Raw genomic sequence first — 12,953 nt, forward strand, 5'->3', positions numbered from 1 at the left:
TGATAGCTTTTAGTGAGTTTTTTCAAAATTGGATTGATAAATACTATTCCCAAGCTGTGAGTGTTGGCAAAAACGGAGATTTTTATACCGCAGTTAGCGTGGGAAATCTTTTCGGGGTACTATTAGCTAATCATTTTTTAAAACTTATAGATGATAAAAAATTAACTTTACCCGCCCAAGTTGTAGAAATAGGAGCAAATGAAGGGCATTTGATGCTTGATTTTATTCAAGCTTTATATACACTTAGGGCTGATGTTTTAGAGCAAATTGAATGTTTTATCATAGAACCACATGAAAAATTAAAATGTGTTCAAAAAAAACTTTTTGATAAATATGATTTGGATGTAAAAATTTATAATTCTTTAGAAGAATGCCATTTTAAAAATGCATTTTTTTACGCTAATGAATTGTTTGATTGTTTTGCGTGTGAGCTTATAAAAGATAAAACAATGGCATATATTGATGATGATTTAAACATCATTTTTAAACCGATGAGTGAAAATCTTTTAAAAGAATGTGAAAAATATGCTATCACCAATAGCGAGCTTTGTATTTCTTATAAACCTTTTCTAACCAAATTAAAACAAGCTTGCGAAAAATTAATTTTTGCTTGTTTTGATTATGCAAAAAAAGAAGAAAAAATTAGCATTAGAATGTATAAAAATCACCAAGTGTATAATCTTTTTGAAGAGAATTTAAAAGATTTTTTTGCAAAAAGTGATATTACATATAATGTAAATTTTAATCATTTTTTGCAGGTTTTAAAAGAAGAGGGTTTTGGTGTATTAGAATACAAAAACCAAAATCAAGCCTTAATTGATTTTGGTTTGGAAGAAATTATCGAGCAAGCTAAAAATACTAACCCCCAAATTTATAAAAACTTTATCAGCCAAAGTAAAAATTTGATGTTTAACTTTGGCGATAAGTTTAAGTTTTTAGAATTTAAGCTTTAAAATCACTGCTTGTAATATCAAGCCCAAAACCTTTTAAGCCTATAAATTCTTTATCGGTATTTTGACTTAGAAGTTTGATTTTTGAAATTTTTAAATATCTTAAAATTTGCGCTCCTATGCCGTAATTTTTAAATTGAGTATTTTCTTGTTTTTCATTTTTCATGAAAATGATTACACCACCTTTTTGGCTTAAAAATTCAATTTGTTTTAATAATTCATTAAATTTATTAGAAGTTAAAAGCTCAAAATCACTTCCGCTAAGATAAAATTTAACATTCTCACATTCTTTTAAAGCACCAAAACTAAAAGCTATATGTTCATTTGCATTATGATCTTTAAAAATCATCTTTTTAGCTTTAAAACCTGCTAAAATACTATCCTCTTCTTTAATTAAAGAAATCAAACTTTCATTTTTTAAACGATACTCGATTAAATCTGAAATAGTAATCATGTTAATATCATGTTTTTTGCAAAACTCAAGTAAATCATCTCTTCTAGCCATATCTCCATTATCTTTAACAATTTCACATATTACACAAGCTTCTTTTAATCCTGCTAAACGACATAAATCCACCGTTCCTTCTGTGTGTCCTGTTCTTTCTAAAACCCCACCTTTTTTTGCTATTAAAGGATTGATATGGCCAGGGCGCACAAAATCACTTGCTTTTGCATTATCATCAGCAAAAATTTGTATAGTCATATCCCTTTCATAAGCACTTACTCCAGTTGTTGCATTTTTAGCATCAACGGTTATAGTAAAAGCTGTTTCGTGATTAGAAGTATTTTTAGGTACCATTAAAGGTAGTTCAAATTTTTTAGCTAAATTTTCACTTAATGCTACACACACCACGCCTCTTGCATGAGTGATGGTAAAATTTACTTTCTCTTTTGAGCTAAATTGCGCAGGGAAAATCAAATCCCCTTCATTTTCTCTATCTTCTGCATCTACCATTATCAACATCTTGCCATCTTGAAGTTCTTTTATGGCTTGTTCTACACTAACATATCCCACTATTAATCTCCTTTTTTTTATTTTTTGAAAATTGTATAACATTTTTCTTGACATTATGTTAAAAATGGTATATAATACCACTTTTAATTTAAAAATATTGCTTTTTATTGGGGTATCGCCAAGCGGTAAGGCAACAGGTTTTGGTCCTGTCATTCAGGGGTTCGAATCCCTTTACCCCATCCACTTCATATGATGCCGCGAAGTAGAGCAGTGGTTAGCTCGTCGGGCTCATAACCCGAAGGTCGGGAGTTCAAATCTCCCCTTCGCAACCAATTTTCTGATAAAATTTTTTCAAAAAATTTAGATTAACCACAGAATAAATAAAAATCTTGTCAATTTTACTTTTGATGATTTTCATTAGCCTCTTGAGCATTTTTAATACTCTAATTAAACATATAAGAAATTTGAAATTATATACTTTTTGGTTTTAATACAAAATACATAAAAAATAATTAAAGTTAAGAATGTAATTTAAAAAAAGTTTTAACCGGAATAAAAATACGATATTAAATAAAATGGTGGATTTAGCAGGACTCGAACCTGCGACCAACCGGTTATGAGCCGGTTGCTCTAACCAACTGAGCTATAAATCCGCCAGAAGTTAAAATAAAAATGTTATTATATCTTTATTTCCTTAATTTAAATTTAGAATTTTATTTTTACTGCTTTTTCTATTGCTAAATATCTAAAGGTTATTAAATTTTGTAAAATTCCAAAGAAAATCATAAAAGTAGCAAAAGAACTTCCTCCATGACTAAAAAATGGCATAGGTATACCAACAACAGGAGCAAAACCTATGGTCATTGATATATTTACTGCTACATATATGAAAATAAATAAAGCAATGCAATTTGTTACCACTCTTGTAAAATAATCGTCTTTGAGCTTATAATTTAAACTCAATAAGTGAAAAATGAGTAAGGTATAAAGTGATATGATTACAACCGCACCGATAAAACCAAATCTTTCAGATAAATATGCAAAGATAAAATCACTCGTAGAAATAGGTAAGAATTTAAAATGTGTTTGTGTAGCTTCATCGGCCTTTTTTCCGCTCAAACCACCACTTCCTATAGCGATGATGGATTGTTTTACATGGTAACTTGGCTCTTCGGCTAAGAAATCATGAATTCTTTGTTTTTGATAAGGTTTTAAAAAATCATTATAAATAATAGGTGAAGCTATAGCTATAGCTAAAAAAATACTAAGCCAAATTTTATAATTTACCCCTATGATAAAAAGCGTTCCAAAACCTACTATTAAAAGCACTAAAGCTGTTCCTAAATCAGGTTCTCCCGCTATAAGTAAAAATGGGAGTAAAATATAAAAACTTAGTTTTAAAAATTGTTTTAAACCATAGCCATTATGTGGTGGTGGATTTTGATAAATCAAATAAGCTAGCATTAAAATAAAGGAGGGTTTGAAAATTTCAGAAGGTTGCATGGTAAAATGCGTAAAAGGTATCTCAAGCCATCTTCTAGCTCCAAGTTTTTCAACACCAAAAATATCCACACTCAAAAGCAAAGCTATATTGATCCAATATAACACAGGTATGAGCCACATTAATCTTCTTAAAGGTAAAAAGAAAAAAAATACAAATCCTGCAAAACCTACTAAAGTATAGATAAATTGCTTTTCGGCTAAGCGTGTATTTGCCTCATAAATTAAAAGAAAAGATATAGCTATGATAGGTAACACTAAAAGAGGTTGAACAAAATCAAAATGCGTTAGAATTCTTCTATCAAGTTTTATCAAAGCTAACCTTTTTTATAAAATATTGCGTAATTATATGCTAAAATTGCAAATTTTATCACAAGGAAATATAATATGCTAAAAATTTCATCACTTTGTGAAGAAAGATTGGATATTTTTTTATCAGATATACTTAAGCAAAGTCGTTCGCAAGTTGCTAAACTAATCAAAGAAAACTGCATATATATTAATGAAAAAATAGAAAACAAAAGCTCTAAAAAAATTAAACAAAAAGATGAAATAAGTATTTTTTTACCTTTAATAAAAGAAGCCAAAGAAAGCTACACGCCTGAGTTTGATATAGAAATTTTATATGAAGATGATGATGTTTTAGTTTTAAACAAAGCTCCTAATGTTGTTGTGCATGGTGCAAGTAGTGTTAAAGAAGCGACTTTGGTGGATTGGCTTTTGCATAAGGGCTATGCTTTATCAAATTTAAATGGAGAGCATAGAGCAGGGCTTGTGCATAGACTTGATAAAGGCACAAGCGGAGCTATCATCATAGCTAAAAACAATCAAGCACATCAATTTTTAGCAAATCAACTTTTAGATAAAAGTATGGGAAGATTTTATCTTGCTTTGAGTGAATTGCCTTTGAAAAATGATAAAATGAGTAATGAAAAAGCTATTATGCGTTGTCCTAATAATAGGCTTAAAAAAATTACTACAAATACCAAAAATCCTTTAGCAAAAAATGCAAAAACAGATTTTATAAATTTATTAAGTGTTAAAAACTGCTCTTTAATAGCTGCTAAATTATATACAGGAAGAACCCATCAAATCAGGGTGCATTTGGCAGATTTTAATCGCTATATTTTAGGAGATGAATTATATGGATATAAAGGAAAAATAAAGTATAATAGGGTAATGCTTCATGCGTATTTGATTTATTTTATTCATCCTAGGACTAAAGAATTAATGTTTATAAAAGCTCCTATGTTTGATGATTTTTATCAAATTTTAAAAGAAAATTTTATACAAGGAGAGATAAATGAAAAAATTTCACTGGATTATCTTAAGTTCTGCTTTGGCTTTTAGTGCTTGTAGTACAACTATGAGTTCGCCTCAAATTGCTCAAGTAAATGATACCTTACCAAAAGTTTCAAATATTAAAAGCATAAGTGATATTACAAGCATAGCTTTTGAATGGGAACCTTTGTATGATCAAAATATAGCAGGCTATTATATTTATAGAGCAAATGCAGCTGGTGCACCTATGGAGCTTATAGCAAAAATTAAAAATAAATTTCAAACCCATTATACTGATACAAATTTAGAGCCAAATACAAGATATTATTATTCTATGAAAACCTTTAATGAGCTTGGTCAGATTTCTCAAGATGGTGTAAGTATAGAAGCTTTTACAAATAGAGTGATTGACCCTGTGCCTTTTGTGCAAGCCATTGTGGGTTTGCCAAATCGTGTGAAAATAGTTTGGAGACCACATCCTGATGTAAGAGTGAATTCATATATCATTGAGCGTGCAAATATGAAAGATATGAAATTTAAAGAACTAACTAGAATCAAAAATCGCTTAAGTGCTGAATATATAGATGATTCACTAAAACCTGATGAGAGTTTTCAGTATAGAATTGTAGCTTTAACTTATGATGGTATTAAAAGCACCCCAAGCAAGGTAGTAGAATCAACTACCAAAGCACTCCCTCCTATGGTAAGTAATTTACAAGCAAGTAAAGATGCGCCAAGAAAAATCATTTTAACTTGGGATAAAATTGATTATGCTGATTTTGCTTATTATAAAATTTATTCAAGCTCAACCACCTTTTTACCTTTTAGCGTGGTAGCTAAAACTTCTGAAAATACTTATGAAGATGTGGTTAAGGGTATTGCTGAAAAAAGATATTATAAAGTTAGTATGGTCGATAAAGATGGCTTGGAAAGTCCTATAGCAAATGAGCCTGTAGAAGGTATCACCCTAGGGGCGCCATTAGCACCAAGTATTATTTTATGCGCTGTTGAAGATGATGGTATTAGAGTTGAATGGGTTGATAATGATGATAGAGCTAAAGAATACATAGTTAAAAGAAGCGGTGGTGGAAGTAGTGCTGTGTTTAAAGAGATTAAATCTAAACAATTAAAAGATATTACCGCAGCTCCTGGAAAAGTATATAGTTATGAAGTTATAGCAATTGATGCAAATGGTATAGAATCTAAAGCTTCTAATAAATTTACAGCGGTGAAATAATGCCAAATTTTAAGTGTAAAGTTTTAAAAGAAATTCAACTCCCTTTTGAAAAAGATGGAGTTGAATTCTTATGGCTTGCTAAAGGTGAAAATGTAGATTTACTTTTTACGCGTATAAAGCAAGAAAACTTTTTTTTGCAGATTAAAATAGATGAAAAAAAGCAAGAATGGCTTATTAAGGGTGAAAAACACACTAAGCCTTCGCAAATTGGATATTTACAAAAAGCTTTGCTTGTGTTTAAGGAAAATTTCACTCAAGACATAGTTTGTGAAGCTGTGGCATTAAAACATACAAGATTAATCCAAAAAACACCTTTAATTGTTAATGATTTAAAAGAATTACTAGAGCAAATAAAAAACAAAAAACAAATTTTTATTGAAATAGGCTTTGGAAGTGGTAGACATTTGCTTTATCAAGCAAGATCAAATCCTGATGTGTTGATAATTGGTATAGAAATTTACACGCCTGCGTTAGAGCAAGTAGCTAAACTTGCTTTAAGTGAAAATTTAAACAATGTTTTATTGATAGAAACTGATGCAAGATTATTGCTAAGCGTACTTGAGTCTAACTTGATAGATAAAATCTTTTTGCACTTTCCTGTGCCTTGGGATAAAAAGCCTCACCGTAGGGTAGTGGGAGTAAATTTTGCAAATGAATGTGCTAGAGTTTTAAAAGAAAGTGGGCAATTTGAACTAAGAACGGATAGCTTTTTGTATTTTGATTTTACCCTAGAAACTTTTTTAACTTTTTCGCATTTAAAAGCTTTAATCAAAAAAAATGAAAATTTAGAAATTTCAAGCAAATATGAAGATCGCTGGAAAAGACAAAATAAAGATATATATGATTTAATCATTAGTGGTTTTAGCAAGAGTGAAAGTTTAAGCAAGGATCAAAAATTTGCTATTGAAGATTTAAAATTAAACACAGAAGAATTAGCTTGTATAAAAAAGAATTTTAAAAATGAAGTTTTTAAAGGTGAGGATTTTTTCTTGCATTTTGAAAAAATGTATATTAAAGATGATGGGCTTATCATTAAAATAGCTTTTGGTGCTTTTTATAAGCCCGAGCATGTTTATATAGCTTTAAACACACAAAAGATAGAATTTATTTTTGAACAACCTTTTAAAACTAAAGAAAATTTAAAAGCTATAGAAAAATTAAGAGAAATATTGTATTCTTATATCAAATAATCATTTATAAAATAAATAAGGAAAAAGCAGTGATGATAGAAGCTAAAAAGCTTTGTCTTGGTTATGATGAACTTGTTATAGAAAATGCTAGTTTTTCGCTAAAAGATAATGATTTCGTTTTTATTACAGGAAAAAGTGGTAGCGGGAAGTCAACTTTGTTAAAATCTTTTTATGGAGATTTGGAGCCAATAAGTGGGAATTTAAAAGTTTGCAATAATGATTTAGTGGATATTTCTAATGCTGAGCTTTTACAGCTTAGGCAAAAAATAGGAATTATTTTTCAAGATTATCGCTTAGTTCAAGAATTTAGCGTAGAAAAAAATGTAATGCTACCTTTGATGATTAAAGGCTATAGTAAGAATGTATGCAAAGAACAAGCCGCAAAGCTTTTAAAGCATGTAAATTTAACTTTCAAAGCTGACAAAAAGCCAGCTCAACTTTCAGGTGGAGAGCAACAACGCGTGGCTATGGCAAGAGCTTTGGCGCATAATCCAAAATTACTCTTATGTGATGAACCAACGGGAAATTTAGATGAGTATTCTTCAGATATTATATGGACTTTATTAAAATCAGCTAGAGAAATACTTGGAACTTGTGTGGTAGTTGTTACGCATAGAATTCCTACTAATTTAAGACTTGATTATCGTCGTTTTAATATTGAAAATGGGAGAATGAATGAAATCTTTTAAAAATCATCTTTCTTTGATATTTGCATTAATGGTAATGATGTTTGCTTTTGAGTTTTTAATCATTACAAACAAAACTATAGAGCATTATGAAAAACTTTTAAATAAAGATTATAATATTATTTTAGTAGGTAAAACTCATTTGGATAAAAAGAGCATAGAAGATCAAGTAAGCCATTTTCAGTCTTTGGAAATTTTAAATCCAAATGAAATGATAGATAGACTTAAAAATGATATATCAGCTAAAAATATAGAGGTTTTAAAGGCTACATTGCCAAAATTTTACACTCTAAAACTCAATAAACTTTTATCAGAAGATGAGTTAAATACTTTAAAAGATAAGCTTTTAAAAAATCCTAGCATTACTAGAGTGGAGACTTTTGCTAAAACGCATACAAAAATTTATAAACTTTTGGTTTTAGTGAAATTTTTATTATGGTTTTTCTTGTTTATTATAATATTACTTAGCTTTGTATTGCTGCTTAAGCAAATGAAAATTTGGCTTTTTGAACATACTCAAAGAGTGGAAATCATGTGTTTGCTTGGAGCGCCGTTTTGGTTTAGATCTTTTATGCTTTATAAGATTGTTTTTATTGATTGTTTTATAGCATTTTTATTGCTTGTATTATTTTTTACCCAAGTTTATGATCTTGAATCTATCAAACTAGCTTTGCAAAGCGTGGATATTAGCTTACCTAAAATAAGTATTTTCACACATTTGTTTTTGATTTTTTTAGCAATGCTTTGTGTTTGTTTTGCTTGTGTGAATTTTGTAATGTTTAAGGTTAGAAAATGAAAAAATGCTTTTTGCTTTTTTTGTTTTCTTTTTCTGTGTTATTTGCAAATGAAATTGCACAAAAACAAAAAGATATTAAAGAAAATGAGCGCATAGTAAAGCAACTTTCTAAAAAGCTAGAAGATTTAGCTAGCGAAATTTTAGATAATGAAAAAAATTTAAAAAAAATTGCTTTGGAAATTAGCACTTTAACTTCAAAAACCTCTAAACTTGAAAGTTCAGTAAAAACTCAAATAAAAGCGCTAGAACAACTCAATGCGCAAAATAAAGATCTTTTGCAAAATAAAAACAAAATCGAAGGAAAGATTATTGATTTAATTGCCAAAGACTTTGCTTATGATTTGGCAATCCCTAAAAATTATATCGAAAGTGAAGATAGTATCATAGCTTTAGAATTAGTTGGTGTTTTGGATAAAATTTTCAAAGAAGAATTTTATCAAATTTCAAAAGATTATGAAAATATAAGTAAAAAAATAGAAGAAAAACAAACTCAAATTACCACAATTAATAACAATTTAAAAGCCTATAAAGATCAAATCGATGAGCTTAAAAATCTTAGAAAAAAACAAGAGCAAGAGATAGCTAAGCAAAAAACAGATAAAGAAATCTATACTAGAAAACTTTTTAATTTACAAGCCCAACAACAAGAATTAAGAAAAACACTTAATAATTTAAAAATTATTAAAGAAAAAGAAGAAGAAAAGTTAGCGCAAAAAAAAGAAGATAAAAAACCAAACTCAAATGTTAAACAAGTAGGCTCAAGTTATCAAACAAGCAGTGTTAAACGCTATAGTGGCCCTAGGACAATTGCTCCTTTAGAATCTTACACGGTAAAGCAAAAATTTGGAAATTATGTTGATCCTATTTATAATATAAAAATTTATAATGAAAATGTAGTTTTAAAAAGTGACAGTGCTAACGCTGCAGTAAGAAATGTCTTAGATGGTAAAGTAGTTTTTGCAAAAGCAACTCCGACTTTAAAAAAAGTTGTGATTGTAGAAAATAAAGATGGTATACATACTATTTATGCGCATTTAGATAAAATTGCACCTGGGGTTAAAGTGGGTAGAAATATCAAAAAAGGTTATATTATAGGTAGGGTTGAGAGTGATTTAACTTTTGAAGTAACACAAAAGAATTTCCATATCAATCCTTTAGAAATGATAAAATAAATTAGTTTTTTTTAATGCGAATTTTGATATAGTTTCAAATCAAAGGAGAAATTTAATGAACAATAAAAGAAAAAGAGTATTGGTTAAATTTTCTGGCGAAGCTTTGGCTGGAGAAAATGGATTTGGTATAGAAAATTCCATTTTAAAATATATTGCTGGTGAAATTAAGAGTTTGATAAATGAAAATGTTGAAGTAGGTATAGTAATAGGTGGTGGAAATATCATTAGAGGGGTTTCTGCTGCAAGAGATGGGCTTATAAAAAGAACAAGTGGCGATCATATGGGTATGCTTGCTACTGTGATTAATTCTATAGCTATGCAAGAAGCATTAGAAAGTGCTGGACTTGATGTAAGGGTTCAAAGTGCTATTCAAATGGAAGCATTTTGTGAAACCTATATCATGAGAAGAGCGCATAGGCATTTAGAAAAAGGACGTATAGTTATCTTTGCTTGTGGTACGGGTAATCCTTATTTTACTACAGATACTGCTGCTACTTTAAGAGCGGTGGAAATTCAAGCGGATATGATTATTAAAGCAACTAAAGTAGATGGAATTTATGATAAAGATCCTAAAAAATACGATGATGCAATTATGCTTAATGAATTAAGCTATGAAAGAGCTTTGCATGATAATATCAAAGTTATGGATGATACCGCAATAGCTTTAGCTAAAGATAATGCTTTACCTATTGTGGTATGTAATATGTTTAAAGAAGGAAATTTATTAAAAATCATCCAAGGCGATATGAGTTTATGCTCTATTGTTAAAAATCAAGATTAAGGATAAAAATGAGAGTAGAACAAATAGCTGCAAAAGCATTAAAAAAACTAAAAGATGATAGATATAAATTAGCTCTTGTGGTAGCTAAAAGAGCTGAAGAACTTGCAAATGGTGCAGAGCCTTTAGTAAATTTAGATAAAAATAAATACAAATACACTGACATTGCTTTACATGAAATAGCAGAAGATAAAATCGTTTTAGAGGGTTTTGTTGAAACTAGTAAATGATGAGTTGTTATTAGATAAACTTGTTGATGATGTTAAAAATTGTAAGGATTTACAAAGAGCAAAAGAAATCCTTTTTATGGTCTTTCCACAATCTGCTGTTTTAGAAAAAGCAGTAGATTTTTGTATTCAAAAACACGAAGGACAATTTCGAAAAAGCGGAGAACCATATGCAGTTCATCCTATATTAGTGGCTTCTTTTGTGGCATTTTTAAGCCCTGTGCAGTCTATGATCATCGCTGCATTATTACATGATGTATTAGAAGATACAAATTGCAATGAAGAAGAACTGAGTTTAAATTTTGGAGAAGAAGTTACTAAATTAGTTCAAGGTTTAACTAAAATAGTCAGTATTAGAGAAGATCATCTTACACGCTCTAATTCTAATGAAAAACTTGCAAAATCTGCTTTGACTTTTAGAAATATGCTTTTAGCTGGTGTTGAAGATGTGAGCGTGCTTGTAATAAAGCTTTGTGATAGATTGCACAATATGCTTACTTTAAATTTTTTAAGAGAAGATAAACAAAAAAGAATCAGTGAAGAAACCTTGGTGGTATATGCACCTATAGCTCATAGACTTGGAATTTCAAGTATAAAAAATTTACTTGAGGATTTAAGTTTTAAGTTTTTATTGCCTGATGAATATGCACAAATTGATAATTATATAAATGCAAAAGATCAACAAATTCAACTTGGATTTAATGAATTTATTTCAAAAATAGAAATGTTATTTTTGGAAAATGGGTTTAGACAAGGTAGCTTTGTTATACACAAAAGAATTAAACATAATTACTCTATTTACTTAAAAATGCAAAGAAAAGGTGTGGGACTTGATGAAGTTTTAGACCTTTTAGGTGTAAGAATTTTGGTTGAAAAAGTTTATGATTGTTATTTGGCTTTAGGAATTTTACATACACATTTTAATCCTTTAATTTCAAGATTTAAAGACTATATAGCTTTGCCAAAACAAAATGGTTATCAGACCTTACATACAACACTTTTTGATGCAAAAAATATCATAGAAGCTCAAATTCGCACCTTTGATATGCACAAGACTGCTGAATTTGGCGTGGCAGCGCATTGGAAATATAAAGAAGGAAATATAACAACACCAAATTTAGATTGGCTTGCAGACATTTCTATGCATGGTAAAGAAGATGGCAATGCTGTGCAAGATTGTGATGCTATTGAACTTTATGAATATGCAAAAGATAGTTTATATATAGAAGATATAGCAGTGTATTCTCCAAAGGGAGAAATTTTCACCTTGCCGCGTGGGGCTACAGCTTTAGATTTTGCTTATGAAGTTCATACTAAAGTAGGACTTCATGCAAAAACTGCTTTTGTTAATCGCGTAAGAGTACCACTTTTAACTGTGCTTAAAAATGGAGATATAGTTAGTATTGAAACTTCAGAAGAAGAATTTTTTAGATGTTCATGGATAGATAGCGTTAAAACAGGAAAAGCTAGGGCTAGTATAAGAGATTTTTGCAAGCAAAAGAAAAAAGAGTTAAATAATAAAATTGCTATTAATCTTTTATCTACTGTTTTTAATAAAGATTCTAAACTTATAGAAGAATGGCTTGAAAAAGAAAATTTTAATAAAAAGCTAAGACAAATTGCTTTGGATTTTAATTATTTTAAAGATGTAATTATTGCACTAAGAAAATATATGGGGCAAAATCAAGCAGCTAAATTTGAACAAAATGAGCAAAAATTTGAAAGCATAGTGATTGGTTCTAATTATAAAATAACCACAATTAATTTTGATTATTGTTGTAGACCTAAAAGAGGGGATGAAATCATTGCTTTTAGACATTCAACTGGAGCAACAATACACCATAAGCTTTGTGAGCAAGCAATGAAAATGATAGAAGATAACAAAGAAATGGTTTTTGTTTTCTGGAATGATAGTTCGATAAAAAGTTACAAAATCATCGTTTCTATAGAAAATAAAAAAGGCTCTTTAGCGGATTTTCTAACTACTTTGGCTAAAATGCAGATTAATGTTTTAAGTATTAACTCAGCTGATTCAGAGCCAGTTGTTGCAAATTATTTTGAAGTACAGGTTGAGTTACCTAGCAATATAGATCTTGAGAATGCAAAAGAAAGATTAAAATCTAGATATAAAATTTTAGATTTTATATCTTTAAATGATGCATATAATAATCACTAAAAAGG

12 protein-coding genes and 3 tRNA genes are annotated in these 12,953 nt (G+C 29.3%); 12 read left to right on the plus strand and 3 right to left on the minus strand.

The annotated features are described in order from the left end of the window. Positions 1-2 precede the first annotated feature (2 nt). Complete coding sequence (locus CLLT_RS03335; protein WP_041570344.1) at positions 3-953, plus strand: SAM-dependent methyltransferase; 951 nt, start codon at positions 3-5, stop codon at positions 951-953. Here the strand turns inward: CLLT_RS03335 and CLLT_RS03340 are convergent. Then, positions 943-1,965 (minus strand): bifunctional 3,4-dihydroxy-2-butanone 4-phosphate synthase/GTP cyclohydrolase II, encoded by a 1,023-nt coding sequence (locus CLLT_RS03340; protein ID WP_012661319.1) that lies wholly within the window; start codon positions 1,963-1,965, stop codon positions 943-945. The genes CLLT_RS03335 and CLLT_RS03340 overlap by 11 nt on opposite strands. Positions 1,966-2,073: 108 nt before the next feature. Here CLLT_RS03340 and CLLT_RS03345 point away from each other — a divergent pair. Together CLLT_RS03345 and CLLT_RS03350 are read left to right on the plus strand one after the other, a co-directional pair. Next, a tRNA-Gln gene (locus CLLT_RS03345) sits at positions 2,074-2,148 on the plus strand. Positions 2,149-2,161: 13 nt separating this feature from the next. After that, positions 2,162-2,237 (plus strand) — tRNA-Met (locus CLLT_RS03350). A 244-nt stretch (positions 2,238-2,481) separates the two neighbouring features. Here the strand turns inward: CLLT_RS03350 and CLLT_RS03355 are convergent. Both CLLT_RS03355 and CLLT_RS03360 read right to left on the minus strand, forming a co-directional pair. Then, positions 2,482-2,558 (minus strand) — tRNA-Ile (locus CLLT_RS03355). Positions 2,559-2,610: 52 nt separating this feature from the next. Next, a complete protein-coding gene (locus CLLT_RS03360; RefSeq protein WP_074693006.1) occupies positions 2,611-3,720 on the minus strand; it encodes an FtsW/RodA/SpoVE family cell cycle protein in 1,110 nt (369 codons plus the stop codon). 72 nt (positions 3,721-3,792) lie between these two features. On the opposite strand from CLLT_RS03360, the gene CLLT_RS03365 reads away from it, so the two are divergent. Genes CLLT_RS03365 through CLLT_RS03405 form a run of 9 tightly spaced genes read left to right on the plus strand, consistent with a single transcriptional unit; the run spans position 3,793 to position 12,948 of the window. Beyond that, the gene (locus tag CLLT_RS03365; protein WP_074693003.1) at positions 3,793-4,755 is read left to right on the plus strand and encodes an RluA family pseudouridine synthase; all 963 of its coding nucleotides are present in this window, start codon (positions 3,793-3,795) and stop codon (positions 4,753-4,755) included. Then, positions 4,709-5,923 carry a fibronectin type III domain-containing protein gene (locus CLLT_RS03370; protein WP_074693001.1) on the plus strand — a complete coding sequence of 405 codons (1,215 nt, stop codon included), beginning with the start codon at positions 4,709-4,711 and terminating at the stop codon, positions 5,921-5,923. The genes CLLT_RS03365 and CLLT_RS03370 overlap by 47 nt, the downstream gene beginning before the upstream one ends. Beyond that, a complete protein-coding gene (gene trmB / locus CLLT_RS03375; RefSeq protein ID WP_012661323.1) occupies positions 5,923-7,113 on the plus strand; it encodes a tRNA (guanosine(46)-N7)-methyltransferase TrmB in 1,191 nt (396 codons plus the stop codon). Before CLLT_RS03370 ends, trmB begins: the two co-directional genes overlap by 1 nt. 32 nt (positions 7,114-7,145) lie before the next feature. Next, the gene (locus CLLT_RS03380; RefSeq protein ID WP_039625813.1) at positions 7,146-7,802 is read left to right on the plus strand and encodes a cell division ATP-binding protein FtsE; all 657 of its coding nucleotides are present in this window, start codon (positions 7,146-7,148) and stop codon (positions 7,800-7,802) included. Further along, a complete protein-coding gene (locus tag CLLT_RS03385; RefSeq protein WP_012661325.1) occupies positions 7,789-8,595 on the plus strand; it encodes an ABC transporter permease in 807 nt (268 codons plus the stop codon). The genes CLLT_RS03380 and CLLT_RS03385 overlap by 14 nt, the downstream gene beginning before the upstream one ends. Beyond that, positions 8,592-9,767, plus strand: a complete 1,176-nt coding sequence (locus CLLT_RS03390) for a murein hydrolase activator EnvC family protein (RefSeq protein ID WP_012661326.1) — start codon at positions 8,592-8,594, stop codon at positions 9,765-9,767. The genes CLLT_RS03385 and CLLT_RS03390 overlap by 4 nt, the downstream gene beginning before the upstream one ends. A gap of 55 nt (positions 9,768-9,822) precedes the next feature. Then, positions 9,823-10,548, plus strand: coding sequence for a UMP kinase (gene pyrH / locus CLLT_RS03395; RefSeq protein WP_012661327.1), 726 nt, complete (start codon positions 9,823-9,825; stop codon positions 10,546-10,548). Between the two features lie 8 nt (positions 10,549-10,556). After that, entirely contained in the window at positions 10,557-10,775 is a 219-nt protein-coding gene (locus CLLT_RS03400; RefSeq protein ID WP_012661328.1) for a DNA-directed RNA polymerase subunit omega, read from the plus strand. Next, positions 10,759-12,948: a RelA/SpoT family protein gene (locus tag CLLT_RS03405; RefSeq protein WP_074692998.1), complete on the plus strand. Its 2,190-nt coding sequence runs from the start codon at positions 10,759-10,761 to the stop codon at positions 12,946-12,948. Before CLLT_RS03400 ends, CLLT_RS03405 begins: the two co-directional genes overlap by 17 nt. The last annotated feature ends 5 nt before the right edge of the window (positions 12,949-12,953 follow it).

This window comes from Campylobacter lari subsp. lari (assembly GCF_013372185.1).
Lineage (GTDB): Bacteria > Campylobacterota > Campylobacteria > Campylobacterales > Campylobacteraceae > Campylobacter_D > Campylobacter_D lari.

Bases quoted from the DNA above. Each gene is read 5' to 3' on its own strand.
- CLLT_RS03400 (WP_012661328.1), top strand. From the start codon at position 10,557: ATGAGAGTAGAACAAATAGCTGCAAAAGCATTAAAAAAACTAAAAGAT.
- trmB (WP_012661323.1), top strand. From the start codon at position 5,923: ATGCCAAATTTTAAGTGTAAAGTTTTAAAAGAAATTCAACTCCCTTTT.
- CLLT_RS03365 (WP_074693003.1), top strand. From the start codon at position 3,793: ATGCTAAAAATTTCATCACTTTGTGAAGAAAGATTGGATATTTTTTTA.
- CLLT_RS03385 (WP_012661325.1), top strand. From the start codon at position 7,789: ATGAAATCTTTTAAAAATCATCTTTCTTTGATATTTGCATTAATGGTA.
- CLLT_RS03380 (WP_039625813.1), top strand. From the start codon at position 7,146: ATGATAGAAGCTAAAAAGCTTTGTCTTGGTTATGATGAACTTGTTATA.
- pyrH (WP_012661327.1), top strand. From the start codon at position 9,823: ATGAACAATAAAAGAAAAAGAGTATTGGTTAAATTTTCTGGCGAAGCT.
- CLLT_RS03370 (WP_074693001.1), top strand. From the start codon at position 4,709: ATGAAAAAATTTCACTGGATTATCTTAAGTTCTGCTTTGGCTTTTAGT.
- CLLT_RS03390 (WP_012661326.1), top strand. From the start codon at position 8,592: ATGAAAAAATGCTTTTTGCTTTTTTTGTTTTCTTTTTCTGTGTTATTT.